This window comes from Streptomyces sp. NPDC020362 (assembly GCF_040642095.1).
Classification (GTDB): Bacteria; Actinomycetota; Actinomycetes; order Streptomycetales; family Streptomycetaceae; genus Streptomyces.
In genome coordinates this window covers 151531-177918 of record NZ_JBFAET010000001.1, presented here as the reverse complement: position 1 = coordinate 177918, position 26388 = coordinate 151531, and the positions used below count along the sequence as shown (strand labels likewise).

27 protein-coding genes and 1 pseudogene are annotated in these 26388 nt (G+C 73.1%); 10 read left to right on the top strand and 18 right to left on the bottom strand.

Annotated elements, in window-relative coordinates; all coding sequences use genetic code 11:
• Nucleotides 1–10: 10 nt before the first annotated feature.
• Nucleotides 11–760 (bottom strand): DUF2182 domain-containing protein, encoded by a 750-nt coding sequence (locus AB0H32_RS00755; RefSeq protein ID WP_361111946.1) that lies wholly within the window; start codon nucleotides 758–760, stop codon nucleotides 11–13.
• Nucleotides 761–1010: 250 nt separating this feature from the next.
• On the opposite strand from AB0H32_RS00755, the gene AB0H32_RS00750 reads away from it, so the two are divergent.
• The 3 genes from AB0H32_RS00750 to AB0H32_RS00740 all read left to right on the top strand — a co-directional run bounded on the left by AB0H32_RS00750 (nucleotide 1011) and on the right by AB0H32_RS00740 (nucleotide 3481).
• Complete coding sequence (locus AB0H32_RS00750) at nucleotides 1011–2036, top strand: sigma-70 family RNA polymerase sigma factor (RefSeq protein ID WP_361111943.1); 1026 nt, start codon at nucleotides 1011–1013, stop codon at nucleotides 2034–2036.
• Nucleotides 2037–2067: 31 nt separating this feature from the next.
• Nucleotides 2068–2793, top strand: a complete 726-nt coding sequence (locus AB0H32_RS00745; protein ID WP_361111939.1) for a DUF899 domain-containing protein — start codon at nucleotides 2068–2070, stop codon at nucleotides 2791–2793.
• Between the two features lie 292 nt (nucleotides 2794–3085).
• Nucleotides 3086–3481, top strand: coding sequence for a luciferase family protein (locus AB0H32_RS00740; protein ID WP_361111936.1), 396 nt, complete (start codon nucleotides 3086–3088; stop codon nucleotides 3479–3481).
• A gap of 2 nt (nucleotides 3482–3483) precedes the next feature.
• Here AB0H32_RS00740 and AB0H32_RS00735 read toward each other — a convergent pair whose 3' ends face one another.
• Nucleotides 3484–4263 (bottom strand): DeoR/GlpR family DNA-binding transcription regulator, encoded by a 780-nt coding sequence (locus AB0H32_RS00735; RefSeq protein WP_361111933.1) that lies wholly within the window; start codon nucleotides 4261–4263, stop codon nucleotides 3484–3486.
• Between the two features lie 122 nt (nucleotides 4264–4385).
• On the opposite strand from AB0H32_RS00735, the gene AB0H32_RS00730 reads away from it, so the two are divergent.
• Both AB0H32_RS00730 and AB0H32_RS00725 read left to right on the top strand, forming a co-directional pair.
• Nucleotides 4386–5267: an SIS domain-containing protein gene (locus tag AB0H32_RS00730; RefSeq protein WP_361111930.1), complete on the top strand. Its 882-nt coding sequence runs from the start codon at nucleotides 4386–4388 to the stop codon at nucleotides 5265–5267.
• A gap of 50 nt (nucleotides 5268–5317) precedes the next feature.
• Nucleotides 5318–6190 (top strand): class II fructose-bisphosphate aldolase, encoded by an 873-nt coding sequence (locus AB0H32_RS00725; RefSeq protein ID WP_361111927.1) that lies wholly within the window; start codon nucleotides 5318–5320, stop codon nucleotides 6188–6190.
• On the opposite strand, the gene AB0H32_RS00720 is transcribed toward AB0H32_RS00725, so the two are convergent.
• Nucleotides 6177–7313 (bottom strand): methyltransferase, encoded by a 1137-nt coding sequence (locus AB0H32_RS00720; protein ID WP_361112236.1) that lies wholly within the window; start codon nucleotides 7311–7313, stop codon nucleotides 6177–6179. The genes AB0H32_RS00725 and AB0H32_RS00720 overlap by 14 nt on opposite strands.
• A gap of 78 nt (nucleotides 7314–7391) precedes the next feature.
• Here AB0H32_RS00720 and AB0H32_RS00715 point away from each other — a divergent pair, with 78 nt between their 5' ends.
• A complete protein-coding gene (locus AB0H32_RS00715) occupies nucleotides 7392–8042 on the top strand; it encodes an alpha-ketoglutarate-dependent dioxygenase AlkB (RefSeq protein ID WP_361111924.1) in 651 nt (216 codons plus the stop codon).
• 47 nt (nucleotides 8043–8089) lie between these two features.
• Nucleotides 8090–9331, top strand: coding sequence for an ROK family protein (locus tag AB0H32_RS00710; protein ID WP_361111921.1), 1242 nt, complete (start codon nucleotides 8090–8092; stop codon nucleotides 9329–9331).
• A gap of 189 nt (nucleotides 9332–9520) precedes the next feature.
• On the opposite strand, the gene AB0H32_RS00705 is transcribed toward AB0H32_RS00710, so the two are convergent.
• The 6 genes from AB0H32_RS00705 to AB0H32_RS00680 all read right to left on the bottom strand — a co-directional run bounded on the left by AB0H32_RS00705 (nucleotide 9521) and on the right by AB0H32_RS00680 (nucleotide 12631).
• Complete coding sequence (locus AB0H32_RS00705) at nucleotides 9521–9694, bottom strand: hypothetical protein (RefSeq protein WP_361111918.1); 174 nt, start codon at nucleotides 9692–9694, stop codon at nucleotides 9521–9523.
• Between the two features lie 154 nt (nucleotides 9695–9848).
• Nucleotides 9849–10037 (bottom strand): DUF1272 domain-containing protein, encoded by a 189-nt coding sequence (locus tag AB0H32_RS00700; protein ID WP_361111914.1) that lies wholly within the window; start codon nucleotides 10035–10037, stop codon nucleotides 9849–9851.
• A gap of 119 nt (nucleotides 10038–10156) precedes the next feature.
• On the bottom strand, nucleotides 10157–11065 hold the full coding sequence (locus tag AB0H32_RS00695) for a phosphotriesterase (RefSeq protein WP_361111911.1): 909 nt from the start codon (nucleotides 11063–11065) through the stop codon (nucleotides 10157–10159).
• Nucleotides 11062–11646, bottom strand: a complete 585-nt coding sequence (locus tag AB0H32_RS00690) for a DUF4865 family protein (RefSeq protein WP_361111908.1) — start codon at nucleotides 11644–11646, stop codon at nucleotides 11062–11064. Before AB0H32_RS00690 ends, AB0H32_RS00695 begins: the two co-directional genes overlap by 4 nt.
• A gap of 14 nt (nucleotides 11647–11660) precedes the next feature.
• Entirely contained in the window at nucleotides 11661–12050 is a 390-nt protein-coding gene (locus tag AB0H32_RS00685) for a cupin domain-containing protein (RefSeq protein ID WP_361111905.1), read from the bottom strand.
• 17 nt (nucleotides 12051–12067) lie between these two features.
• A complete protein-coding gene (locus tag AB0H32_RS00680; protein WP_361111902.1) occupies nucleotides 12068–12631 on the bottom strand; it encodes a TetR/AcrR family transcriptional regulator in 564 nt (187 codons plus the stop codon).
• 36 nt (nucleotides 12632–12667) lie between these two features.
• Between AB0H32_RS00680 and AB0H32_RS00675 the strand changes: the two are divergent.
• Nucleotides 12668–14407 (top strand): annotated as a pseudogene (locus AB0H32_RS00675) (ABC transporter permease); the annotation flags it as partial.
• A gap of 41 nt (nucleotides 14408–14448) precedes the next feature.
• Here the strand turns inward: AB0H32_RS00675 and AB0H32_RS00670 are convergent.
• Nucleotides 14449–15036 (bottom strand): ATP-binding protein, encoded by a 588-nt coding sequence (locus tag AB0H32_RS00670; protein WP_361111899.1) that lies wholly within the window; start codon nucleotides 15034–15036, stop codon nucleotides 14449–14451.
• A 205-nt stretch (nucleotides 15037–15241) separates the two neighbouring features.
• The gene (locus tag AB0H32_RS00665; protein ID WP_361111896.1) at nucleotides 15242–15565 is read right to left on the bottom strand and encodes a hypothetical protein; all 324 of its coding nucleotides are present in this window, start codon (nucleotides 15563–15565) and stop codon (nucleotides 15242–15244) included.
• A 376-nt stretch (nucleotides 15566–15941) separates the two neighbouring features.
• On the opposite strand from AB0H32_RS00665, the gene AB0H32_RS00660 reads away from it, so the two are divergent.
• On the top strand, nucleotides 15942–17066 hold the full coding sequence (locus AB0H32_RS00660; protein ID WP_361111893.1) for a PLP-dependent cysteine synthase family protein: 1125 nt from the start codon (nucleotides 15942–15944) through the stop codon (nucleotides 17064–17066).
• A gap of 26 nt (nucleotides 17067–17092) precedes the next feature.
• Here the strand turns inward: AB0H32_RS00660 and AB0H32_RS00655 are convergent, their stop codons facing one another.
• Both AB0H32_RS00655 and AB0H32_RS00650 read right to left on the bottom strand, forming a co-directional pair.
• Nucleotides 17093–17557 carry an SRPBCC family protein gene (locus tag AB0H32_RS00655; RefSeq protein WP_361111890.1) on the bottom strand — a complete coding sequence of 155 codons (465 nt, stop codon included), beginning with the start codon at nucleotides 17555–17557 and terminating at the stop codon, nucleotides 17093–17095.
• A 71-nt stretch (nucleotides 17558–17628) separates the two neighbouring features.
• Complete coding sequence (locus AB0H32_RS00650; protein WP_361111887.1) at nucleotides 17629–18459, bottom strand: DeoR/GlpR family DNA-binding transcription regulator; 831 nt, start codon at nucleotides 18457–18459, stop codon at nucleotides 17629–17631.
• Nucleotides 18460–18843: 384 nt separating this feature from the next.
• Between AB0H32_RS00650 and AB0H32_RS00645 the strand changes: the two genes are divergently transcribed.
• The gene (locus tag AB0H32_RS00645) at nucleotides 18844–21108 is read left to right on the top strand and encodes a hypothetical protein (RefSeq protein ID WP_361112233.1); all 2265 of its coding nucleotides are present in this window, start codon (nucleotides 18844–18846) and stop codon (nucleotides 21106–21108) included.
• Nucleotides 21109–21114: 6 nt separating this feature from the next.
• Here the strand turns inward: AB0H32_RS00645 and AB0H32_RS00640 are convergent, their stop codons facing one another.
• The 5 genes from AB0H32_RS00640 to AB0H32_RS00620 form a co-directional block, all read right to left on the bottom strand.
• On the bottom strand, nucleotides 21115–21432 hold the full coding sequence (locus AB0H32_RS00640) for a VOC family protein (protein WP_361111884.1): 318 nt from the start codon (nucleotides 21430–21432) through the stop codon (nucleotides 21115–21117).
• Between the two features lie 202 nt (nucleotides 21433–21634).
• Nucleotides 21635–24073: a right-handed parallel beta-helix repeat-containing protein gene (locus AB0H32_RS00635; protein ID WP_361111882.1), complete on the bottom strand. Its 2439-nt coding sequence runs from the start codon at nucleotides 24071–24073 to the stop codon at nucleotides 21635–21637.
• 111 nt (nucleotides 24074–24184) lie between these two features.
• A complete protein-coding gene (locus tag AB0H32_RS00630; RefSeq protein WP_361111879.1) occupies nucleotides 24185–24790 on the bottom strand; it encodes a hypothetical protein in 606 nt (201 codons plus the stop codon).
• A 180-nt stretch (nucleotides 24791–24970) separates the two neighbouring features.
• The gene (locus tag AB0H32_RS00625; protein WP_361111876.1) at nucleotides 24971–25795 is read right to left on the bottom strand and encodes an MOSC N-terminal beta barrel domain-containing protein; all 825 of its coding nucleotides are present in this window, start codon (nucleotides 25793–25795) and stop codon (nucleotides 24971–24973) included.
• 43 nt (nucleotides 25796–25838) lie between these two features.
• The gene (locus AB0H32_RS00620) at nucleotides 25839–26282 is read right to left on the bottom strand and encodes a DUF6643 family protein (protein WP_361111873.1); all 444 of its coding nucleotides are present in this window, start codon (nucleotides 26280–26282) and stop codon (nucleotides 25839–25841) included.
• Between the last annotated feature and the right edge of the window lie 106 nt (nucleotides 26283–26388).

The following is a 26388-nucleotide window of genomic DNA, read 5'->3' as shown; positions in this document are numbered from 1 at the left end:
GGGGGTTCGCTCACATCGACGGGATCAGACCGGGAGCGGACGGCGGCGCGACGACGATCAGGAGGCCGAGTCCGACGATCGCCAGCGCGAGGGGCACATCGCGGCCGGCCTTCGCGGGCAGCAGCCTCTGTGCGAGGACGAAGCCGGCGGCCAGGGACATCCAGGTGACGCTCATGACGCCCAGCGCCATCACCATCAGCATCGGACCGATGCAGGTGCCGACGCAGGAGAGTCCGAACACGAAGCCGGAGCGGACGCCTTCGCGGCATCGCCGGCGGAAGCGCCGCCCGATTGGTGTGAACTCGTAGGCACCGGCCGCGATCACCACCACGCCGGCGGCCAGGGTTCCGTGCGGTCCGTACACCGCGTACACGGCGACGCCCGCGAGGGCCCGGACGGCGAGGTACGACCCGACGAACAGCAGGACGGCACGCACACGGCGGCCGCCCCCGGCACGGGCGTGCCCCAGAGCCGTCGGAGCCGCGCCGGGCAGCATCATCGCCGCCGTCATCGGCACCCACAGGGCGGCGAAGGACCCGAACGAACCGAGCCGGGTCGCGGCGCCCATGTCCATCGCCCCGGCCGTCTGCCGGACCGTGGCGACCCAGCCCGCGGCCGCGGGCCCGAGCGTCGCCGTCAGCGCGACCACCGTCGCGGACGTCGTCGTTCTCGTCGTGCGGGTGAAGGCGCCGCCGCTGCCCGGCCGGCACGGCGACTGCCTCCCGGTGACCAGAACCGTACTGCTCGTGGTGTCCGGCATGGTGGTGAACTCCTCGTTGCCCGTGGAACGCGGTCACTTGTTGAGACACGACAGCGCCCGGGAACTCACCGATGACTTTCAGCCCCGGGCGGTGTCCTTACTGGAGAGCGGGTCGACGAGGCTCTGGCAAGTGAACGGATGAGGCTCTGGCCGGCGGTCGACGAGGTCCTGGCAAGTACGTCGATGAGGCTCTGGCCAGGGAGCGGGCGAGGTCCTTGCGAGCGAGTGGATGAGGAGAGGCGAGGTCGTCGTGGTGATCGAATCGGTCCTGGACCGTGCGCGTGCGGGCGACGGGGAGGCGTTCCGCGAACTGACCGAGCCCCACCGGCGTGAGCTCCAGCTGCACTGCTACCGGATCCTCGGCTCCGTGCAGGACGCGGAGGACACGGTCCAGGAGACCCTCCTGGCCGCCTGGCGCGGGCTCCGGGGATACCAGGGCCGGGCCCCCGTGCGCGCATGGCTGTACCGCATCGCGACCAATCGCTGCCTGAACGCGCTGCGCGACACCAGCCGCAGGCCACAGCCGCGGCAGCCGGCCCGCCGCCCGCTCGACGTGCCCGAGCCCACGCGCCGTCCGGAGCCGACCTGGTTCGAGCCCTACCCGGACGCCCTGCTGGAGGACCTGCCGGACACCGCCCCGGGACCGGAGGCCCGCTATGAAACGCGGGAGGCGCTGGCGCTGTCGTTCGTCGCCGGACTCCAGAAGCTGCCGCCGCGGCAGCGCGCGGTACTGGTGCTGCGCGACGTGCTCGGCTTCCGTGCGGCCGAGGTGGCCGACCTGCTCGACAGCAGCGGCGTCTCGGTGAACAGCGCCCTGCAGAGGGCGCGTACGGCCCTGGAGGGCGGGCGGCCCGCGCGCGACCGGGCGCCGCTGCCGCGCTCGCCGCGTGAACGCGCGCTGGCCGAGCGGTTCGTGGACGCGCTGGAGAACTCGGACATCGACGGGCTCGTCGCGCTGCTGACCGACGACGCATGGCTGACGATGCCGCCCGAGCCCCTCGCATACCAGGGACCCCCGGCGATCGCCCGGTTCTACGAGAGCCGCACCTGGTGGGGCGGCCGAGAGCTGCGCATGGTCCCCACGCGGGCGAACGGCCAGCCCGCGTTCGGCTCCTACCTCCGCGATCCCACCAGCCCCATCGCGCACGCCTACGGGCTGGTGGTGCTCACCCTGGACGGCGACCGGATCCGCGCCATCACCCGCTTCGGAGACGACAGCCTCTTCCCCGTGTTCGGGCTGCCCCGAACACTCCGCGACCCCGGTCCCTCGTGCTGAGTTCGGACCGGACCGAAAGGAGAAGATCACCATGAAGACCCCCGCGATCGTCTCGCCGCAGGAGTGGGAGGCTGCCCGCCGGCAGCTGCTGGTGGAGGAGAAACAGCTGACCCGCGCCCGTGACGCACTGGCCGCCCGGCGCCGGCGGATGCCGTGGCTGGCGGTGGAGAAGCCGTACGAGTTCGAGGGGCCCGACGGCACGTCGAGTCTGCTCGACCTGTTCCAGGGGCGTCGGCAGCTGGTCGTCTACCGCGCCTTCTTCGAGCCCGGCGTGTTCGGCTGGCCCGACCACGCGTGCCGTGGCTGCTCCATGCTGGCCGACCACGTCGGCAACCTCGCGCATCTGAACGCCCGCGACACCACCCTCGTCTTCGCCTCGCGCGCACCGCAGGCGGACATCGAGCGGGTGAAGGCGCGGATGGGCTGGGCGATGCCCTGGTACACGATCACCGACGACTTCGACACCGACTTCGGTGTGGACGAGTGGCACGGCACGAACGCGTTCATCCGCGAAGGCAACAGCGTGTTCCGTACCTACTTCGTCAACAGCCGTGGTGACGAGGCGATGGGGAGCACCTGGAGCTACCTCGACATGACCGCGCTCGGGCGCCAGGAGACCTGGGAGGACTCGCCCGAGGGGTATCCCCAAACCGCGCCGTACGCATGGTGGAACTGGCACGACGCGTACGACGAGGCCGAGCCGGCACCGGAGTGGCTGGCCCGGATCCACCCGGACGCCGGAGACCGGTCTGCGTGAACCCCTCACATGTTTCGTGAGTCCTTCACGCCATATGCGAACGAACGCCCGAGTTCGTCACGCGTGAGGGTGTTTGTCATACGGAGTTCGATGGGCGAAGTGTGTCCACGTCCCGCCTTCGACCAGCGGAGATCTGCTGTGTCCGGCGTGCCCGCGGGGTCAACGGCCCCCCGTTCCAGCCCTGTTCGGGGTGCGGGCGAGGAGGGAGGTGTTTGAGCCGGTTCTGGAAACAGGTCGGTTAATGCTTGCTCACGAGCTGGTTGCGAGCGGGTGAGCAGGCCATGATGGGCCCATGACGTTGGCCTTGCGCGCGCTGGCGCAACTGGCGACCTGGCCGGACCTGACTCCGGCGGTCCCGAGCTGCGGTCTGGGGCAGGCCGTGAGTTCGGCCCAGGGCGAGATCGCCCACTTCCACTCGGACCATGATGTCGATCTGCGGCTGACCGACCGGGCCATCCGGCGGTTCGCCAAGGACATGAAAGGCTCGGGCGTCATCCGGATCGTGCCGGGCTCGCCGTGGGTCACCCTCCGGCTCGACGCCGCGAGCGACGTCGACCTGCTGCTCACCCTGGTGAGCGTGGCACTCCAGGCCCAGCAGGTGTGGCCCGATCCGGTCGGGCGGGTGGTGACCGGCTGCAACGACCAGCGAGGGGCGGGGTTCGTGAGGGCCGACCTCAGCGGATTCTGACCTCACACGGCCAGGACCCGGATGCCCGCCTCCTCGAACCGGTGCACGGTGTCCTGCCCCACCGCCGTGTCCGTGACGAGCGTGTCCACCAGCTCGGCGGCGCAGATGCGGGCGAACGAGCGCTGACCCAGCTTGCTGGAGTCGGCGGCCACGACGACCCGCTCGGCGCGCTCGCACAGCAGCCGGTTGATCGCCGCCTCCGCCTCGTCGTGCGCCGCCGCGCCGTGCGTGACGTCGAAGGCGACCACCCCGAGCACGGCCACGTCGAGGGTGATCTGCCCGAGCACCCCGTCGGCGAGCGGCCCGATGAGCTCGTACGACTGCGCCCGCGCCACCCCGCCGGTCACCACGATCTTGAACTGGGGCCGTACCGCCAGCTCGTTGGCGATGTTGAGCGCGTTCGTGACGATGGTGAGCGCGGGTGAGCCGGTGCTGAGGTCGCCGCGCACGGCCAGGGCGCGCGCCACCTCCGTGGTGGTCGTGCCTCCGGTCAGCCCCACCGCTTCGCCCGGCGCCACGAGGTCCGCCACCGCCTTGGCGATGCGCTGTTTCTCGGAGGCGTGCCGGGCGGTCTTGTAGCGCAGCGGCAGCTCGTAGGACACCCCGTGCACGACCGCCCCGCCGCGGGTGCGCACCAGCATCTGCTGCTCGGCGAGCTGGTCGAAGTCCCGGCGGATCGTCGCCGCGGACACCTCCAGTTCGGCCGCCGCCTCCTCGACCTCCAGCCGGCCGCGCTCGACGAGCAGTTCGAGCAGCGCCTTCCAGCGGGCGTCTCGGGACATCCGCAGCCTCCGTTCTCCGTCTTCCCGGCGACCCTAGCGCACTGCACTCTGCGCATCATGCTTGATTGTGCTCGAAACCTCGCTATATCTTGCAGGAACAATCAGCAAGGGGAGGGTGTGGCATGAGCCATGTCGAGGACGAGCTGAAAAGCCAGCCCGAGTGCTGGACACGGGCGGCCGAGGAGGCGGGGCGGTACGGCGCCGCGCTGCCGGCGCCGGGGGAACGGATCGCGATCGTCGGGTGCGGGACGTCGTACTTCATGGCGCAGGCGGCCGCGGCGCTGCGCGAGGCCGCCGGACAGGGCGAGACGGACGCGTTCGCCGCCTCCGAGTTCCCGCGCGGGCGGTCGTACGACCGGGTCGTCGCCCTCACCCGCTCCGGTACCACCACCGAAGTGCTCGATCTGCTCGGGAAGTTGAGGGGCGGCACTCCGACGACGGCCCTGACCGCCGACCCGGCCACGCCCGTGGCGACGGCCGCCGACGACCTCGTCGTCCTGGACTTCGCCGATGAACGCTCCGTCGTCCAGACCCGGTTCGCGACCACCGTGCTCACCCTCCTGCGTGCCCACTTCGGCCTGCACATGGACGCCGTCGTCGCCGACGCCCGCAAGGCCCTCTCCACTCCCTTGCCCGAACGGCTGGTGGACTGCACCCAGTTCACCTTCCTGGGGCGCGGCTGGACCGTGGGACTCGCCAACGAGGCCGGCCTGAAGATGCGGGAGGCCTCCCTGTCCTGGACCGAGGCCTACCCGGCGATGGAGTACCGGCACGGACCGATCAGCATCACCACCGAGGGCACCGCGACCTGGATGCTCGGCGCGGCGCCCGCCGGCCTCGCCGAGCAGGTGCGCGCCACCGGCGGCTCGTGGATCGGGGGCACGCTCGACCCGCTCGCCGAACTCGTCCGCATCCAGCGCCTCGCGGTCGCCGTCGCCGCCCGCCGCGGCCTCGACCCCGACCGGCCGCGCCACCTCACCCGCTCGGTGATCCTCGCCCCCTAGGGGGTGTCTTCAGGACACCCCCTGCCCGTGCTCCGGAAGGGAACCAAGCCGTGCCCCTCGCGACCACCGGCGAGCTGGTCACCCGCGCAGCTCAGACCCGCTCCGCCGTCGCCGCCTTCAACATCATCACCCTGGAACACGTAGAGGCCGTCATCGCCGGCGCCGAGACCGTCGGTGCGCCCGTCGTCCTCCAGGTCAGCGAGAACGCCGTCAAGTTCCGCTACGGACGGCTCCTGCCCCTGGCCCGCGCCGCCGCGGCCGCCGCCGAACGCGCCGAGGTACCCGTCGCCCTGCACCTCGACCATGTGCAGAGCGACGACCTGCTGCGCCAGGCACCCGATGCCGGATTCAGCTCGGTGATGTACGACGCCGCCCGTCTGCCCTACGCCGAGAACCTCGCCGCGACCCGGGCCGCCGCCGACTGGGCGCACGCCCAAAACCTGTGGATCGAGGCCGAGTTGGGGCAGGTCGGCGGGAAGGACGGCCGGCCCCCGCTGGACGCCCACGCGCCCGGTGCCCGCACCGATCCGGACCAGGCGCACGACTACGTCGCCGGCACCGAGGTCGACGCCCTGGCCGTGGCCGTCGGCAGCGTCCACGCCATGACCACGCGCACCGCCGCCCTCGACCACGGCCTCCTCAACCGGCTCTCCGCCGTCCTGTCCGTCCCGCTGGTCCTGCACGGGTCCTCCGGCGTACCGGACGACGGCCTCGTCGCGGCGGTCGCGGGCGGCATCGCCAAGGTCAACGTCGGCACCGCCCTCAACGTGGCCATGACCAGCGCGATAAGGGACTTCCTCGCCGCCCACCCGGAAGCCGTCGACTCACGCAAGTACCTCAGCGTGGGCAGGGAGGCGATGGCCCGGGAAGTGGCCCGCATCATCGGCGTCCTGGGCCGGGAGCGGTGCGCTAGCTCTTCTTGACCGCCTTCAGCACCACGAACTTCGGGTCGCTCGCCACCAGCGTGCTGTTGCCGAACAGCCGCCGGAGCGTGATGTGGTAGCCCAGGTGCCGGTTGCCGATCACCCACAGCTCGCCGCCGGGGCGCAGCGCGCGCTTCGCCCCGGCGAACATCCGCCACGCCGTCGCGTCGGTGGTCGCCTGGTGGGAGTGGAACGGCGGGTTGTTCAGGACGAGGTCCACACTGCCCGGCGCCACCCCGGCCATCCCGTCGCCGACCCGGAACTCGGCGTGCCCGGGCACCCCGTTCGCCTTGTACGTCGCCTCGGCCGCGGCGACGGCCTGGAACGACTCGTCCACGAACAGCACTTCGGCCGTCGGATCGGCCAGCGCCACCGCCGTCCCGACCACGCCGTTGCCGCAGCCGAGATCCACCACCCGCCCGGCGCCCGTCCCGGCCGGCAGGTGCTGGAGGAGGAACCGGGTGCCGATGTCGAGCCGGTCGGCACAGAAGACGCCCGCGTGGTTGACGACCGTACGCCCGGAGACCGCACCGACGCCGTTCGGGAGGGCATAGCTGTACGGCCACGGGTTCGCCGGGCGCTCCAGCGACGGGTCCGGGGCGCAGAAGATCAGCCGGGCCTTCTGCTGCGCCAGCGAGGTGCGGGTCGGCCCGAGGATCCGCTCGAACAGGCGCAGCGTCGAGGTGTGGATCTCCTTCACCATCCCGGTGCCCACGACCACGGTGCCCGCGTGGACGGCGGGGGCGAGCCGCAGCAGCTGGTCCTCCAGCAGCGCCAGACTCTTCGGCACCCGCACCAGCAGCACGTCCACCCGCTCCGGCGGCGGGTCCTGGGTGGTGAGCAGGGCCACGGCACCCGGCTCGACCCCGGCCCGCGCCAGGTTCGCCCGGGTCGCCTCCTGGCTCAGGAAGGAGTCGGTGATCTGGGCCGGCCGGTACTCGGCGAGCGCCGTCACCAGCGCGCCCCAGCGGTCGCCGGCCACCACGACCGTGCCCGAGAGCGGCACCCGCTCCTCGGCCAGGTGCCGCAGCAGGTACGCGTCGGAGGCGTCCCAGGCGCGCAGCCGGTCGCGGGGATCCTCGGGGAAACGGGACAGCTCGAACTCGCCCCACGGCGTCGTCATACGGTCGTTCATCGTGCTCCAGGCTAGCCGAGCCGCAGTTCAGGGCCCGTCCGCCCGGGCCTCGGGCAGGATGGGCGCATGGACGCGGAGCTGTTTCCGAGGGCGCGTGCCGAGGTCGCACCGGGCGCCGTGCACGTCCCGCACTGGCTGGACGCCGAGCGGCAGCGCGCGCTCCTCGGCGCCTGCCGCACCTGGGCGCGGCCCCCTGCCGGACTGCGCACGGTCCGCACCCCTGGAGGCGGCACGATGACCGCCAGGCAGGTCTGTCTCGGCTGGCACTGGTACCCGTACGCCTACGCCCGCACGGTCGCCGACGGCGACGGCGCCCCCGTGAAGCCCTTCCCGGCCTGGCTGGGCGAGCTGGCCCGCCGCGCCGTGACCGACGCGCTCGGCCCGCAGGCTGCCCCGGCGGAGCCGTACGACATCGCGCTGATCAACTTCTACGACGGCGACGCCCGCATGGGCATGCACCGCGACAGCGACGAGAAGTCGGCCGCGCCGGTGGTGTCGCTGAGCCTCGGCGACACGTGCGTCTTCCGCTTCGGCAACACCCGGACCCGCACCAGGCCGTACACGGACGTGGAGCTGCGCAGTGGCGACCTGTTCGTCTTCGGGGGCCCCGCCCGGTTCGCCTTCCACGGTGTGCCCCGCGTCCACCCCGGAACGGCGCCGCCCGCGCTCGGGCTGAACGGGCGGCTGAACATCACCCTGCGGGTGAGCGGGCTGTAGATCGCGGCACGGCCACGACGACTGCGGATCATGGGAGACTCGCCCTCATGAGCGGCAAGGCGGACCCCCGGACGGCGGGGGAAGGGACCACCACCTCGAGGGCGCGGCTGGACCGGGGGCGCGGTGCGCTCGGGCCCGCGCTGGAGCTCGTGCACACCGGGCGGGCGCCGACCCGGGCGGTGCTCACCTCCGAGCTCGGGGTCACCCGGGCGACGGCCGGGGCGGTCGCCGCCGAGCTGGAGGCGCTCGGGCTGATCCGGGTGGATGCCCGGCCGGGCGCGGCGGCAGGCTCCCAGGGACGCCCCTCGCACCGGCTGGAGGTCGCCGAGGACGGTCCGGTGGCGCTCGCCGCGCAGGTCCACGCCGACGGCTTCCGTGCCGCGCTGGTCGGTCTCGGCGGTCGCATCGTGGCGACCGCGCCGACCCGTGAGGCCGTCGACGCCGACCCCGCCAAGGTGCTGGGCTCGGTCGTCGAGGCGGGCGCCGAGCTCCTGCGTACGACGGGCCGCCGCTGCGTCGGAGCGGGACTGGCCGTACCGTCCGCGGTCGCCGAACCCGAGGGCCTCGCCCTCAACCCGCTCCACCTGGCGTGGCCGGTGGGCGCACCGGTGCGCCGGATCTTCGCCGAGTGCGTGCGCGCCGCCGGCATCACCGGCCCCGCCTTCGCGGGCAACGACGTCAACCTCGCCGCGCTCGCCGAACACCGGCACGGCGCCGGCCGGGGCGCCCGGGACCTGCTGTGCGTGGCCACCGGGCACCGGGGCGTCGGCGGCGCCCTGGTCCTCGACGGCCGTCTGCACACCGGCAGTTCGGGACTGGCCCTGGAGGTCGGCCACCTCACCGTCAACCCGGAGGGCCGCCCCTGCCACTGCGGCAGCCGGGGCTGCCTGGACGTCGAGGCCGACCCGCTGGCCCTGCTCATCGAGGCGGGCCGCACCCCGGGCCCCGAGGTCTCCCTGCTCCAGCAGGCCAACGACCTGCTGCGCACCCAGTACACCGACCCGGCCGTGCGCACCGCCGCCGAGGCCCTGATCGACCGCCTCGGCCTGGGCCTCGCCGGTCTGGTCAACATCCTCAACCCCGACCGCATCATCCTCGGCGGCCTGCACCGCACCCTCATCGACGCCGATCCCCAGCGGCTGCGCGCGGTCGTCGCCGACCGCAGCCTGTGGGGCCAGAGCGGCGGTGTGCCGATCCTGCCCTGCACACTGGACCACAACAGTCTGGTCGGCGCGGCGGAGCTGGCGTGGCAGCCGGTGCTGGACGATCCGCTGGGGGCGCTGGCCTGAGGGGCACGCCCCCTCCCACAGGGGCAGGTGCCTTCCCCGGCCGGGAAGGCGACGTCGACTGCGTGTGCGTCGACGGCTGCGACGCGGACGCGTTCGAGGGCGGCCACGTGCACGCACGCCGCCAGGGGCGACGCCGGATGCGCCCGCCCAAGGGCCGGGAGCCGACCACGCCTTGAACCCCCGACCGTTTCAGCGGCACAGCTGCGCTGTCAGGCCCTCGAAGTCTGCGAAGTCCTCGCGGGCCGGCCTTGTCGGCGTCGCGGCCGACTGCCGGCGCTCGCGCGCGAACTGCTCGGCCACCGCCGTCAGTTCGGCGTTCGGGCGGGACGTGGGACCCAGGTCGTAGGGGTCGACAGCCTCCAAGGGGCCGACCCCGTCGGCCAGGACCCTCAGGAGGTCCGGCAGATCGCGGCGACGACGCCGATCCCGCCCTCGGACCCCGTGCAGCCGCTCGCCAGGGCCTGCACGTTTGCAGCCGCACGCCGGGACTTGCACGCCTGCCGCCGCCCGCCGAGGCCTACACGCCCGCGGCCGCGCGCCGGGGCCGGGCGACCAGCTCCCCACCGCAGTTGGGACAGATCTGCCCCATGGCTTCGCCGCACGCCACGCAGAACGTGCACTCGTACGAGCAGATGCGAGCCGGACCGTCCGCGGGCAACTCGGCGGTTCCACAGCGCTCGCAGCGGTCGCGCATCTCCAGGGCCATCGCAGTCTCGTCTCCTCGGGGAAGGGGCCGGTGGTGTTCCGACTCCCATCCTCCGGACGGCCGCCCGGGCCGAAACCCGCTCCAGGGACACAGACCCGTACGATCGGGCCACGCCCCGGTCACGTCCAGTCGACCGCGAACGCCTGCCCCGGGTGGACCGTGAGGACACGGTCCACCAGCTCCGCACCCACCGCCGCCGCGAGCCGCTGCCGCACCCGGCGCAGCAGGTACGGCATCCCGGGCCCGCCGTCCACCGACCGTGCCCCGGCGACCACCGTGTCCCCGCCGAGCAGCAGCCGGTCCCCGTACCCGGCCTCGGCCAGGTCCCGCACCGCCCGAGGCATCCGCCAGTCGGTGGCGTGGTGCGCGCGCGAGGGCCCGTCGAAGGCCAGCCAGCAGCCCGACTCCGCGGCCTGCCGCTGCACCACGGGATCGGGGAAGCGGTTGAGGTGCCCGAGGATCACCCGGTGCCCGGGCACACCCAACGCGCCGCACAACAGGTCGAGTACGTCCAGGGCGCCGGTCCCCAGCTCCAGATGGACGGCGATCGGCGCACCGGTGGCACGGTGGGCCTCGGCCGCCGCGGTCATCGTCCAGCGGGCGTGCGCGTCCAGGGCGTGGAAGCCGCCCGCCACCTTGATCAGACCTGCCCGCACCCCCGAGGTGCCGATGCCCTCGGTCAGCTCGGAGACGAACACCTCGGCGAGCCTGCCCCGCAGGCCGTCGAGCACCTCCGGGTCGTAGTGGGCCGCCTGATGCAGCCCCGTCGCGCAGACCAGGTGCACACCCGTGGCCCGGGACAGCCCCGGCAGGTCCGCCGCCCGCCGGCCCATGCCGTACGGCGTCCACTGCACGACGGCTCCTCCGCCCGCCTCCCGGAACGCCGTCAGCTCGGCCCGCGCGGCGGACGCGTCGCTCAGCTCCTGGCCCGGCAGCTGCGGGCTGCGCAGGAAGAGGTGGTCGTGCGCGTCGCACACGCCCAGCTCCTCGGGGCGGACGTCACCGACGACCGTGCGGACGCGGCTCACCACTGCCTGCCGCGCGGGAGCCGGTCCCGGCCGGGTGCCGACACGTGCAGCACCTGGAAGACGTCCCCGCCGGCCTTGGGTGCGTCGTGTTCCCAGAGGGAGAAGTGGACCAGCTCCCAGCGGTACGGGTCCACGGCCGCCGCCGCGAGCACGGCACCGTCCTCGGCCGCCAGCCGTCCCGCCTCCCGTGCCGCGTCCTCCATCACGGCGGACAACTCCACGCCCTCCGGGACCGGTTGCCGCCGCCGGACGGCCACCGCCGCGGGGGAGCCCGCGGCGCCACCTTCCTCGTACGCCAGCCCCGTCCACTGGTGCACCGCGGGCCTCCCGAAGTCGCCGACGAGCCGTTGGAAGGCGCCTCCCCACAGGAAGCTGTTCATGCCCTCCACGGTGTTCCAGAGGTAGAACGGCGCGTACTGGTTGACCGGCGAGCCGTGCACCCCGCGCTCGCGCAGCAGGTAGGTCTTGAAGCCGAGGCCGTCCCAGTCGTCGAGCAGGTGGCCGATGCGGGAGACGCGGCCGCGGACGATGCCCATGTCGTAGTCGGCGGGGAGTGTCAGCTCGTACTGCATGGCGTGCACTTCGGGATCCTTCCTCAGGCCGGATAGTCGTCGACGTGCTCGTGCCACTCGGTGGTGGTCCCGTCCGCGGCGGCCTCCACGACCGCGAGGTGGGTCATGAAGGTGCGCGGCGCGGCACCGTGCCAGTGCCATTCGCCCGGCTCGATCCACACCGTGTCGCCGGCGCGGATCTCCGCAACGTCGCCGCCCCTGCGCTGCACCAGCCCCTCGCCCTCAAGGACGTGCAGCACCTGGCCGTGCGGATGCCGGTGCCAGGCGGTGTGCGCGCCGGGCGCGAAGTGGACGTTGAACATGCGCAGCCGGGACGGGGCGGCGGGAGCGGCGATCTCGTCCAGCCAGACGGAGCCGGTGAACTGCTCCGCCGGACCCTGGAGGCTCTCGGGACGCCGTCTGGTGATGTGCACGGAAATCGGTTCTCCAGTCAGGGAGTTCGGGGTGTAAGAAGGGAGAGCAGACCGCGGACACCGGCATCGAAGGCGGCGGGGGAGCCGGAGGCGCGCGCGAGGACGTACCCGCCCTGCACGGTCGCGAGGACGGCCGCGCCGATCTCCTCGCCGTCCAGGCCGGGCGCGAACTGCCCCTGCTGCTTGCCCTCTTCTACGAGGTGGGCGATCCGCCCGCGGATCCACGCGATCGTCTCGTCCACCGGGGCGCGCAGCTCGTCGCTCGCGATCACCTCGGGATCCATGGTCAGCCGGCCGATCGGACACCCGCGCAGCACGTCGCGCTCGCGCAGCAGATACGCCTCGATGCGCTCGTACGGGGTGCCCGGGCCGTCGAGTACGCCCTCGGCGGTGGCCCGCAGCTGCTCGGCGGTCCGCCGGATCGCCGCCAGGGCCAGGTCCGGCTTGCCGTTGAAGTGGTGGTACATGCTGCCCTGGCCGGCCCCGGCGCGCTCCAGGATCGCCTTGGGGCTCGTGCCCACGTAGCCGCGCTCCCACAGCAGCTCGCGGGTGGACTCGATCAGCCGTTCCGAGGTGCTCATGAGAGCACTGTACATACTAGTAGTTACAGTCGCCAGCTCTTCTCCGATGTCGCCCTGCTCGTCGCCACGTTCTCCATCCACAACACCTTCGCGATCGTCGTCGCCCAGCGCACCCGCGAGAACGCCCTGCTGTGCGCCGTGGGCGCCACCCGCCGCCAGGTGACCGCCGCCGCCCTCGCCGAGGCCTCGTTCGTCGCCGTCGCGGCCTCGGGTGCGGGGCCGGCCGGCGGGATCGGCATCGCCGCCGGACTGCAGGCGCTGTTCCCGGCGATCGGATTCCCGTTCCCCGAAGGCCACTTGGTGGTCAAGGTCCTGTCGATGGTCCTGCCGCTCGCGGTGGGCGTCGTGGTCTGCCTGGGCTCGGCCCTGCTGCCCGCCGTACGCGCCGGACGCACCGTCCCGCTGGCCGCGCTGCGCGAGACGGCCGTCGACCACTCCGGGGCCTCCCGCATCCGCGCGGCCGCCGGCACGCTTTCTCGGCGCGGCTGCGCCGGCCGCTGCCCTCACCGGCGTCCTGGTGCCCCCCTCGGTGTGGCTCGCGGGCCTCGGCGCACTGCTCGCGCCGGCGTCCTTCGTGGTCCTCGGCCAGGTCGCCGCCACCCCGGCCGTACGACTGCTCGGCGCACCGCTGGACGGGCTGCGCGGGTCACCGGCGGCCTCGCCCGGCGCAACGCCCTGCGCAGCCCGAAGCGGACGGCCGCCACGGCGAGCGCGCTGATGATCGGTGTGGCCGTCGTGTCGCCGTTCACCGTGTTCGGTGCGTCCCTGAAGGCCACCATGGACCGGACGGTGTCACGGTCCTTCGCGGGCGACGTCGCGGTCAGCGCCCCGTCCTTCGGAGCGGGCGGCAGCGGGCTCAGCCCCCGGCTCGCCCCGGCCCTCGAGCGGCTGCCCGAGGCGGACACCGCGGTGGGGCTCGGCCGCGGCGTCGCCGAAGTCGACGGCAAGGGGAGGGCGCTGACCGTGACCGATCCGGCCGCGCTCGCCCGCACCTTCGACCTCGGCACGGTCACCGGCTCCCTGCACGACCTCGGCCGCCACGGCCTCGCGCCGACCCGCGCGGAGGCCGGCCGCCAGGGGCTGCACACCGGCGACACCGCACGGCTCACCTTCACCGACGGGCGGACGGAGGACTTCACCGTCAAGGCCGTCTACGGCCAGTCCGAACTCGCCGGGGACTACGTCATCACCCGCGCGGCCTGGGCCCCGCACCGCACCCAGGACTCCGACGGGCTGGTCGCCGTCACGTTCAAGCACTGTGTGAGCGCGGACGCGGGCAGGGCGGCGGTGCGGACGACAGCCGCCCGCTACGGAAACCCGCAGGTGCAGACACGCGACGAGTACGCACAGTCCTCCGCGGGCGGGATCGACATGATGCTGACGCTCGTCCACGCGCTGCTCGCCCCTGCGGTCGTCATCGCCCTGCTCGGCATCGCCAACACGCTGACCCTGGCGCTGCACGAACGCACCCGGGAGCTGGGGCTGCTGCGGGCCGTCGGCCAGACCCGTGCCCAGCTGCGGGCCATGGTCCGCTGGGAATCGGTCCTGCTCGCCGCCTTCGGCACGGTCGGCGGGCTCGGTCTCGGCGGCTTCCTCGGCTGGGTGCCGGTGCGGGCCTCCGACGGCGCGAGCGACACCGCGTTCGCCTTCGCCCTCGCGCCCGGCCGGCTCGCCGTGGTCGCCCTGGCCGGCCTCGTGGCCGGCGCCCTCGCGGGCCTGCGCCCGGCCCGGCGCGCGGCACGCCTGGACGTGCTGCGGGCCATCGGCACGGAGTGAGGCGCCGCCGCCGTACGGCAGGGGCGGCCGCCACCGCCCGGTCAGCCGGGAACGGCCGACCGGGCGGGAGCGGGCGCCGCCGCGGCGGCACGGGCCGCCACGGGTCGTGGAGCCGCGGCGACGGGGGACGGGGCCGGCGCCACCTCGGTGATCCGGGGCGCGGGCTGCGGCTCGGCCGTCCTGCGGGGCACATGGGCGGGCTGCCGGTGTGCCGCGGGCGGTGCGGGCAACGTGAACCAGACGACCTTTCCGTCGTCGCCGTCCGGGCGGGCTCCCCAGCTCTCGCTCACCGCGGCCACCATCGCCAGGCCCCGCCCGCACGTGGCCAGCGGGGCGGCCTCCGGCGTGTCCGCGACGTCGGCGACCACCGGAAGGCGCGGATCGTGGTCGCGCACCGAGACCGTGAGCCGGTCGACGACCAGTTCCAGCTCGACGGTGCACGACTTGTCGGGGCGGGCGTGCCGGTGGACGTTGCTCAGCAACTCGGTCACGCCGAGCGCCGCCCGGTCTATCAACGGGTCCATATGCCAGTAACGCAACTGCGCAGATACGATTCTGCGGACCTGGCCGATCCGCGACGGCAGGGCTTGGAGCTCCACCGTGCAGTGCCTGCTTGGGTGACTGATCACGGCTGCGACTCCCCGATGTGAGGTCCGGAGGAACCGGAAGAACACGGAGAACAACGGATCCAGCAGGGTGCTTGCGTCCAAACGTCCGCCTGCTGTCGTGGCCGGCGGGCTGGTTCGCAGCGTTATCGCCGGTAAACCCAGAGTGACGTGAGAACAGCGTGACGCAGCGGATGCACTCTCGCAACTCGCCGCGACCGGACGCCGCTCAGCCGCCCCGGCCGGCCGCCCGCCGCACCGCCTCGACGAACCGCCGTGCCGCGGGTGGCCCCGGCTCGCCCGGAGCGGGGTCGTGGTCGCCCAGCCGCAGCAGGTACCGGTTGCCGTTGAGGTCGGCCAGCGCCCGGTCGTCCGGGACGAACCAGGGCTTGGAGGCACGGACCGCCTGCACCGGCGCGCTGTCGATCTCACTGCCGTAGCTGGTGAGCAACTCCAGCCTGCCGTCGCTGATCCGGACCTGCCCGGCCCGGGTGAGCGAGCGCAGCCGCTTTCCTATCCGCACGCCCGTGGCCGTGAACTCCGGCTCCGCCATCCTTCGCCGCCCCCTTGCGCGTCGCTCGCCGGACCCCGGCCCGCTGGGATCGGGATCCTGCCCGTGTCCGGTCGTACCGCCTCAGGCCGTACCGGCTCTGGTGGTCCAGTGTGCGCCCCCGTTCGGGACGATCGTCCCGTGCGGTGCAGTCTGCCCCGATGCGGCCGGGAGCACCAGTACGCACGGGCCGGATGCGCCGGGCGCCCGGAGCACTCGCGCCAATGCGCCCCCGCGCGCCCCGCACGGGTGTGCCCCAGCCTGCCTTTGGGTGGCCCAAAGATGCGTTTATGCAGGTGGGAAGCGGTGCGGAAGGTGCTTATGATCGAGGTGCCGGCCGCGCGAGGCGCCGTCGGTGCCCAGCGTAAGGAGCCCCGCCGTGAGCACCACCCCACAGACCCGGACCGGCGCCACCCTCGATGTCGACCGCAGCGACGCCGCCTACCGCGACTGGCTGAAAGAGGCCGTCCGCAAGGTCCAGGCCGACGCGAACCGCTCGGCGGACACCCACCTGCTGCGCTTCCCGCTGCCCGAGGACTGGCGCATCGACCTGTACCTGAAGGACGAGTCGACGCACCCGACCGGCAGCCTCAAGCACCGGCTCGCCCGCTCCCTGTTCCTGTACGGTCTGTGCAATGGCTGGATCCGCCCGGGCCGCCCGGTGATCGAGGCGTCCAGTGGCTCGACGGCCGTCTCCGAGGCCTACTTCGCCAAGCTGATCGGCGTGCCCTTCATCGCGGTCATGCCCCGCACGACGAGCGCCGAGAAGTGCCGCCTGATCGAGTTCCACGGCGGACAGTGCCACTTCGTGGACGACTCCCGGAAGATGTACGAGGAGTCCGCCCGCCTCGCGGTGGAGACCGGCGGCCACTACATGGACCAGTTCACCTACGCCGAGCGGGCCACCGACTGGCGCGGCAACAACAACATCGCCGAATCCATCTTCCGCCAGCTGGAGTTGGAGCGGTTCCCGGAACCCGCCTGGATCGTCGCGACGGCCGGCACCGGCGGTACCTCGGCGACCCTCGCGCGTTACGTCCACTACATGCAGTACGACACCCGCATCTGTGTCGCCGACCCGGACAACTCCTGCTTCTTCGAGGGCTGGACCACCGGCGATCCGGACGTCACCTGCGACTGCGGCTCCCGTATCGAGGGCATCGGCCGGCCGCGCATGGAGCCCAGCTTCGTGCCCGGCGCGATCGACCGGATGATGAAGGTCCCGGACGCGGCCAGCGTCGCCGCCGTACGCGCCCTGGAGCGGGCCATCGGCCGCAAGGCGGGGGGGTCGACGGGCACCGGCCTGTGGAGCGCGCTGAAGATCGTCTCCGAGATGGTGGCCGAGGGCCGCACCGGCAGCGTGGTCACCCTGCTGTGCGACCCGGGGGACCGCTACCTCGACAAGTACTACTCCGACGCCTGGCTCGCGGAACAGGGCCTGGACATCGCCCCGTACACGGCGGCGATCGAGTCCCTGCTGGCGACGGGCGTCTGGCCGGACTGAGCGGCCCGGCCCGGACCGCCGGCGCGCTACCCGCCGAGGCGCCGGTCCAGCGCGCCGATCGCCTGGCGCACGGCACGTCCCACGCCCGGCCGCGCCAGGCGCCACATGAGCCGGAACGCGGCCGTACCGTCGAGGGCGAAGGTCATCCGGATCCGGGTCCCACCCCCTGCCGGGGTCAGCCGCCACTCCTCGATCCAGCCGCGGGCCCCGGGGGCGTTGGTCACGTCGACGCGGTAGGCGTACACCTCGGGCGCCTTCGCGACCAGCACCGACTCGGTGAAGCGGATACCGCCCCGCAGCCGTACCTCGCGCCCGCCCTCGGTCGGCCGGACCGATGCCACCGACGAGAACCACTGCGGCCAGCCGGACACGTCCTCGGCGAGCGCGTGGAAGACCGCGTCGGGAGCGGCGGTGAGATCCCCGGTGAAGACCAGCCGTACGGGGGCGGTCTCGGTGAAGTCGATCCCCACCGGGCGCAGACGGTGAGCCATGGCGGCAAAACCCCCTAGTGAAGTCCCTCGGGAATGCGGGGTGTTGAACCGTCAGCCTAACTGACGCTCCGTCAGATGTCCTCGTCCTCGTCCGGTTCGCCCGCCACCACCAGGCGCCGCAGATGCTCCGCGATCTCCGACCGCGCCCCGGTCGGCAGGCCCGCATCGGTGACCAGCGTGTCCACCTGCTCCAGCGCGGCGAACGAACTGAGGCCCACCGTCCCCCACTTGGTGTGGTCGGCGACCACCACGACACGGCGGGCCGACTGCACCAGGCGCCGGTTGGTCTCGGCCTCCGCGAGGTTCGGCGTGGACAGGCCGGCCTCGACCGATATGCCGTGCACGCCGAGGAAGAGCAGATCGAAGTGGAGGGCGGCGATCGCCTGGTCGGCGACCGGCCCCACCAGCGAGTCGGACGGGGTGCGCACGCCGCCGGTCAGCACCACCGTGGCCGAACCCTGCCGCTGCCCCGACGTGCGCTGCGCCGCGTGGAAGACGTCGGCGACCCGCACCGAGTTCGTCACCACCGTCAGATCGGGCACCTCCAGCAGGTGCTGCGCGAGTGCGTAGGTCGTCGTACCGCCGGACAGGGCGATCGCCGTACCCGGTGTGACCAGCCGGGCGGCGGCCCGCGCGATGTCCTCCTTGGCGCTCAGCTCCAGGCCGGACTTGGCCTCGAAGCCCGGCTCGTGGGTGCTCGCCTCGACCACCGGGACCGCACCGCCGTGCACCTTCTCCAGCACGCCCTGACGGGCCAGCGCGTCCAGGTCGCGGCGCACGGTCATGTCGGAGACGCCGAGCTTGCGGGTCAGTTCGTTGACGCGGACCCCGCCCCGGCGCCGGACCTCGTCCACGATCAGGGCGCGGCGCTGCTCAGCGAGGAGGCTCTGATTCTCACTCACGTACGCTCCGGTCCTTTCGCCGCCGTCCGTCCGAGCACCCCGCCGCACCTACTCCGACCTGGATGTTCCATCCGGCGTCGGGGTGTGCGGGCGTCCCATCCTTTCACGGGTCGGCACGGCTTGCGCCACTGCTTGTCACGACGCGCACATGCCATTCGGCTCGCCCCGGGCGCCGGGCTTCCCCTCCGCCATCACCCGGATCGGGGAGATTCCATGACGAGAGGTGCATGCCGCCCCGGAAAAGGAGATCCTGGTCGGCGCACGGACACAGGCCTTGGAACGCGTCACGGGGGAAGTGCGAGAACAGTGGAACGTGCACACGAACGCAGCGCCGGGCAGGAGACGGACGTCCCCGCCGCCCGGCACCCACAGGCGGAGACCGAGCTGGAACTCCTGGTGCACGGAGTCGGCGGCACCACACCGGAGAAGATGCTCGGCGACCCGCGAACGGTCCGGGTCACCGGTGACGACACCGCAGCGGTCTTCCGGCGCGCCGACCACACCGACCGCGCGGACGACACCCCGGCCGGCGAGGGGGCCCGGAACGAGCCGGTGCAGGAGGCGTACGTCTGGTGCAACCTCACCTCCGGCGACGGCAGCCGCGCCCTGTGGCTCCTGTTACTGCCCTTCATGGTGGTCAACCTCGCCCACTGGATGCGCCCCAGCGCCCACGGCGGCCGACACGCCGTCCGCCTCTACGGCCTCCTGGTGCGCCTCGCCGCCCTCACCCTGACGGTGCTGCTGGTCGCCGCCGCCTGCGAGGTCGCCCTCGACCTGGTGGCCTGGCAGTGCGCGGGTGTCGCCGACTGCGCCCGGCGCCATTCCTGGCTCGGCTTCCTCTCTCCCACCGCCTCCGGCGACGGCTGGTGGAGCCTGCCCGGCCGCCGGCTGGCACTCGCGGCCCTGGGCCCGGCCGCCATCACCGTCCTGCTCTGGTACCTCTCGCACCGCACCTGGAGTGCGTACGAGTCCCATCAGCCGATGTCACGCGACCCCGAGCCGGACACCGACGACAGCGCCCTGGCCCGCCCCGGCTTCTGGTACGGGCGGCGCCTGGTGGCCCGGCTGCGCGCCGCCCACACCGCGGCGGGCCTGCTCACCGTCGCCGCCGCAGTCGCCACGCCCGCGGCCCGCTTCGACCACCGCTCGGGAGGCTCCGCGGCGCTGGACGCCCTCAGCTGGCTCCTGGCCGCGGCCCTGCTCGGCTGCGCGGCCGCCGCCGTGGGCGTGGTCTGCAGCCGGGGCCGCTCGGAGATCCGCCTCGACGACACCCTCGACGGTCACCTCGTGCGCGCCCTGCCGCTGGGCGCCCTCGGTCTGCTGCTGCTCACCCTGTTGTACACGGGCTGGTCGCGGCCCGGCTGGCGGTCCGCCGGGCAGCTGCCGGGCGACGCGGCCTTCGGCGGCCTCATGCTGGCCCAGGGCCTGCTCGTCCTGCTCCTCGCCGCCGTCGCCCACGACCTGTACCGCCGGCAGCCCGACCCGCGTGCCGCGATGCACGGACTCGGCGGGCCGGCGGTCGCGCTGCTCGCCTGCGCGCTGGGCGGTGTCATCTCCGGCGGGGTCGCACAGCGAGTCGCCGACTGGCTGGACGGCACCCGGGCCCTGCTCGACGGGCCCCCGGTGCTGCTGACCTGGCAGGCCTCCACCATCCCGCCCGTCCTCGTGGCGCTGCTCGCCCTGGCCGCCCTGCTGGCCCTGCGCACCGCACGGCTCGCCCGCGCCGAACGCCACCGGGTACGCCAGGAGCATCCCGGCGAGCCCGAGGACGCGTCCCGCACCCGCGGCATCGCCCACGCGCGAGCCATGGCCACCCTCACCGACCGGGCACCCCTGGCCGTCGCCGTGCTCGCCACGGCCACCCTGCTGCTCGGCACCGCCGCGCTCACCGGCGCCCTGGTGAGCGGAGAGACCCCCGAGGCGGCGGCCCGGCGGACGAACGACGTCGTCCGGACGGTGGCCGAGATCTCGCAGACGTTCGGCTCCTGGCTGGTCGGGTTCGGCTTTCTGCTGCTGGTCACCTGGGGCCGGCGCGCCTACAAGGACGCCTCCGCCCGGCGCACCGTCGGCATCCTGTGGGACGTCGGCACGTTCTGGCCGCGCGCCGCCCATCCCTTCGCCCCGCCCTGCTACGCCGAGCGCGCGGTGCCGGACCTGACCTGGCGGGCGGCGACCTGGACCCGGAGCACCGGCGGCCGCCTGGTCCTCTCCGGCCACTCCCAGGGCAGTGTCCTGGTCGCAGCGGCGGCCTGGCAGCTGACCCCGTCCGTCCGCGGGAGGGTCGCCCTGCTCACGTACGGATCTCCCCTGGAGCGTCTGTACGGCCGCTGGTTCCCCGCCCACTTCGGGCCCCACGCACTGAGCGCCCTGCACCGTGACGTCGCCTGCTGGCGCAACCTCCACCGCCGCACCGACCCCATCGGCGGCCCGGTCCGTCTGCCCGGCGACTGCGGCCCGGACGTGGACCCCAAGCCGCTGCGGGACCCGCTGGCCTACGGACGCACCCCCGAACAGCCCCTCCCAGCCCCGATCCTCGCCCATTCCGACTACCAGGCAGACCCGGCCTTCGCACGGGAAAGAGCCCACCTGCTGGCCCGCTTGCACGCGGAAGTGCCGGGGCAGCGCCCGCAGCCGGGGACGCCGGTGTGAGGCGGTCTACGCCATGTGCTCGACGTACTCCAGGACGACGCCGCCGGGGTGCCGCACGGTGGCGTTGCGGCCGGTGGGCACCTGGTTCGGGCCGTCGATGATCTCTCCGCCGTGCTCCTGCACGATTGCGTGCAGCCCGTCCAGATCGTCGACGAGCACGGTGCTCTGGACGTTCCGGAACGGGGCGAGGGCCTGCTCGTCGCCCGCGACGAGCAGGAAGCCGCCTATCCCCGCCACCTCGACACCGGCGCAAAGGAACCGCATGCGGACGTCCTCGCCGGTGAGGGCGCGCAGTGCCGGCAGCGCCGCGTCGAGGTCGTCCACGTACAGCCGGGCGAGCGTCTCAGCACCTTCATCGCGCGATCTCCAGGAGCCGGGGCCTCGTCCAGCCGTCGGAAAGCCAACGGTGAGCCGTCAGAAGCCATCGGTAAGCCGTCGGTAGTGGTCGGAAAGCTGACCGCAAGACGTCGGGAGGCCACGGCGAAGCCACCGGGAAGCCGTCGGGCGAGGACGCCGGGCGGGGCGCTCAGGGCAGGTCCGGCAGGTCCTGTGCGTACAGCAGGGTCAGGTCGTCGGTGCTGGGGTCCTCCAGCTGGGCGACACGGCTCGCGTGCCGTTCCACCATCGCCTCGAAGGTCTGCCGCGCCGTACGGCCGTTGCCGAACGCGGGGCCTTTCGGCAACGCCGTGAAGTACTTCAGCAGCGCCTCCGAAGTCCCCTGCGCCAGCCGGTACTCGTGCTCGTCCGCCTGCTGCTCCACGATCCGGAGCAGCTCCTCGGGGCCGTAGTCACTGAAGGTGATCGTCCGTGAGAAGCGGGAGGCCACACCGGGGTTGACCGAGAGGAAGCGCTCCATCTCGGCCGTGTAGCCGGCGACGATGACCACCACCGCGTCCCGATGGTCCTCCATCAGCTTCACGAGCGTGTCGATGGCCTCTTTGCCGAAGTCCCGTCCGGCGTCCTCCGGGGAGAGCGCATACGCCTCGTCGATGAACAGCACGCCGCCTCGCGCCCGTTGGAAGGCCTCCTGGGTACGGATGGCGGTCGAGCCGATGTGCTCGCCGACCAGGTCGACCCGGGACACCTCGACCAGGTGGCCCTTCTCCAGCACCCCGAGGGAGGCGAGGATCTCGCCGTACAGCCGGGCGACCGTCGTCTTGCCCGTGCCGGGGGAGCCGGTGAAGACCAGATGCCGTTTGACCGAGGCCGCCTTCAGGCCCGCCTGCTGCCGGCGCCGGCCCACCTCGATCATGTCGGTCAGCGCCCGCACCTCGCGCTTGACGCTCTCCAGGCCCACCAGCGCGTCCAGTTCGCCGAGCACGGCCTTGGACGTCCGGGTGGGCTTCTCCGGTTCCGACGCGGCGACGAGCGGCTCCTGCTCCGTGGTGCGCTGCCCGGGGATCGCGCCGAGCAGTCCGGGCGAGGAGGACGTGGTCTGCACGGCCGACTCGCGGAGCGCGGGCGGGCGCAGACTGCTGCTCTCGTCGCTGGTGCAGTCCTCCACGACCGGTCCCGTCCCGGAGCCCGCGTCCGGTCCCGCGTCGGCGAACTCGTAGCCTCCACGCGCGCACCGCTCCGTGCGGCACTTCTGCAGGGTCGTGCGGCAGCCGTCGATCACATGGAAGCCGTAGCCGGAGCTGCCGCTCACCCGGCAGTTCAGGAAGCTGCCCCGGCCGCCCGCGGACACGTAGAAGCCGGCCTCGGCGGGGGAGTCGACCGTGCACCGCTCGATGGTCGGGTCGGCGCCCTTGGTGACGATCACTCCGGTCTGGGTGCCGTCCAGGGTGCAGTTGTTGAGCGTGCCCCCGCTGCCGTGGTCCCGGAACCAGGCACCGGTGGCCGCTTCCCGGATCCGGCAGTCGTCGAGCTGCGCGGTCGCGCCGTCGCTCACCGACACGGCCGTGTTGCGCACCTGGGACAGATCACTGTCCACCACGTCCGCGCGCGAGCCGCGGTCCAGGACGAACAGCGCGTCCGGCACGTCGTGCACCCGGCACGAGTCGAGGACCGCGGTGGCGCCGTCGCTCACCCACACCGCCGGGTAGTCCCCGGTGCTGTCGAAGATCTCGCACTGGTTCGCGTCGACCCGGGTGCCGGGGTCCCACACCGACAGGCCGTTGCGCCCGAACTGACGGACCGTCGTCCGGGTCAGCGTGAGTACGGAACGGGAGCGCAGGTCGACCGCGTTCTCCGGGATGTCGTGGATACGGCAGTCGGCGAGTGTGAGCACCGCGTCCGTGTCGAGCGTGACACCGTCGGCGGTGGTGCGGTGCACATCGCAGTCGGTCAGGTGCGCGGTGGCCCGCTGGGTGACCTGCACCCCGGAGCCCCGCACCTCGTACACCTCGCAACCGAACGCCTCCAGTGCGGAGTTCTCCCCGGTCGCGGTCAGTCCGGTGCCGGAGGCGTGGTGCACCCGGCACCGCTCCAGGCGGGGACGGCCGCCGCCGCGGACCGCCACGCCCGCCTGGCCGGCCGCGACGACCTCGCACTCCTCGAACACCCCGCCACCGCCGTCGAGGACGGCGATGCCGATACCGGCCGGGTTGTCCACGGTGCAGCGCCGCACGGTCGGGCGTGCCCCGCCCCGCACCTCGATGCCCGCGGCGGACCGCGTGACGATCCGCACGTCCATCAGCTCGGGGGTGCCCTCCTCGACCAGCAGCGCGGGAGCCGCCGCGTCCTGGCCCTCCACGTGCAGGTCCTGCACCACGGCCGAGGCCCGCACGGTCAGCGGCACCCCGTCCACGGGCGCGATGCGCACCGAGCCGGGGGAGCCCTCGGGCCCACGCAGCGTCACCGACCGCTGGACGACGAGGTTCTCCCGGTAGGTGCCGGGGGCGATGGTGAGGACGTCACCGTCGGCGGCGGCCTCCAGGGCGGCGGCGAGCGAAGCGTACTCACCCGTGCGGCGCCGCCACCGCGATGTACCGGTGTGCGTCACCTGGACCGTGCCCTGTGCCATGGCGTTGCTGTGCCCCCACCTCGTAGTACGCGGGTTTTGATGCCGAACGCGAGTCGGCCGGTCCACCGTAGCGTGCGCGCGGGTGGTGGGTTGACCAGAGCCGGAAGGCCGTCAGATGCCGGTGCCCGCCTTGCCCCAGTCCGGGCCCGCACGGTCCCAGGCCTGGTCCCAACGCGCGTACCGGTGGCGAACCATGCGCCAGACGATCAGGCGCCGGCCGCTGTCGACCAGGCCCGCGGTCACCAGAGCCGCGCCGAACCCGGCGAGCACCGCGTGTGTCGTCGCCGTGGGGGCGTCCAGCGGCCGGGTCGTTATTCGGCCGTGCGGATCCGTCCAGAGCCTGAAGCGGTCGCCCCGGTGCGGGGACTTGAGGTCCGCCAGGACCGGTCCGTGCTGCCGTGTGCCGTCCGGTGCCGTCCAGTCCGCGAGCACGCGGCTGCGGGTGTCGTGTGCGGCGCTGGTGTCGGGGTCGGTCTCCAGCAGGGCGCCGCCCAGGCCGCGCACCACGGTGGCCGTGACGAGATGGCGGGAGTGCTGCTGCTCCCGGACGGACCGCTGCAGGGAATCCTGGGCGGCGACGCCCACCAGGGAACCGATCACGGGCGCGGCCACGGTGATCAGCACCAGTGCCACGAGGGCCACCCACGCCTCGGCCAGATCGGTCGCGCGGCACAGTGGATTGTGCCGCCAGCGCCACAGACCATGGATTGCTCGCACGTCCCCCCACCCCCTTCCGCTCCGTGATAACCCCCGGCGGAGTCGCTCGCCCCCGGCCCCGGCCAAGAGAGAGCGAGATCACTCCCGCCGGGCCTTTCACGGAAATCTCATGTCGCTTCAACGACCGGGACCCGCCCCCGGGTTCCCCGCCCGCGGGCCGCTCCCGACGGTGACTTCGCGCTACGCGAGTACCCGAACGGGGTCGCCGACCCGGATGTTTCCGGGCGACAGAGGGACGAGGTTCTGGCCGAAGACCAGCCGGCCGTCGATCTTGCGGTGCCGCGCCAGTGTGCGCAGGGGTTCGCGTCCCCGCGCACCCGAGTCCTGGTCGACCGTGGTCACGACGCATCGCCCGGACGGCTTGGCGACCCGGAACTCGACCTCGCCGATGGAGATCCGCGACCAGTGGTCCTCGGCCCAGGGCTCGGTGCCCGCGACGACCACGTTCGGCCGGAAGCGGTTCATGGGCAGCGGACCTTCGGCGGCGCGATCACCCTCGGCTATGAGGGAGTTCAGGGCGTCGAGGGACGCGACGGTGGTGACCAGCAGGGGATAGCCGTCGGCGAAGCTCACGGTCTCGCCCGGCAGCGCGTACTCGGGATCGACCGGTCGGCGCGTGGCCGGATCGTCCATGTGGACCAGGCGGACCTCGGCGCCCAGGCAGGACGTGCACCAGTCATGAGCCGCGTCGGACGCCGGGACCGCCTCCACCTTCGTGCCGAAGACGTTCGCCGGCACCGTCGCCACGGGCTCCGGGACGGCCACCGTCACGGGCTCGAGCCCGGGCGCGGTGAGACGCACACCGCCGCCGGGCATCGGCTCGGCGGCGGCCAGCGCGAGACGCGGCAGCTCGCGCTGCGTGACGATCTTCCCCTCGTCGTCGATCAGCACCCAGCGCCGGTCTCCGGCCAGGCCCCAGGGCTCGACCGCGGCCTCCCGGGGCGCAAGGCCCCGGAACGCCTTGACCGGGTAGACGTGAATCGACTGCAGTTCTGCGTTCCCCATGTCGCCATGGTGCCAGCCGGCACCGACAGCGGGGGCTCGCCGGTCAGTAGCCGCGGTACTGCTGGTTGTTGTACGGGTCCTGGTAGGGAGCCGGTGCGGGCCGCGGCGCGGCGGGGCGCATGGCCTCGTACCCCGTACCGGCCGCCATCGGGCGCGGCGGCTGCGGGGCGTGCGGGCCGGGATAGCCGCGCGGTGCACTCGCCTGCTGCGGGATGTACGCCGTGGGCGCCTGCTGCAGCTGGGCGGGCTGCTGGGCCTGTGGGTAGCCGTAGCCGTAGGCGGGGGCCTGCGGGGAGGGGGCCGCCGGGAGGGCGGGCAGTGCCGACGGCAGCGCGGGCAGGTTGCTGCCCATGTCGTACGCGGCGGGGACCCGGATCGGGGCGATCTGCGGGGTGCCCCGTTCGGCCACGAGCGAGTCGTAGATCGGGGTGTCCGGGAAGGAGGCGGAGTAGTAGCCGCCGCCATAGGTGGAGCGGGGGGAGGTCATGGCACATAAGTTAAGCCCACGATGTGCTGGTTGGGGAGACCGATAAGAGGGTTGTTTTCCGTGTCCGCAGTGACTCGGGATCCCCAATCCGAGCGAACTTGGCAAA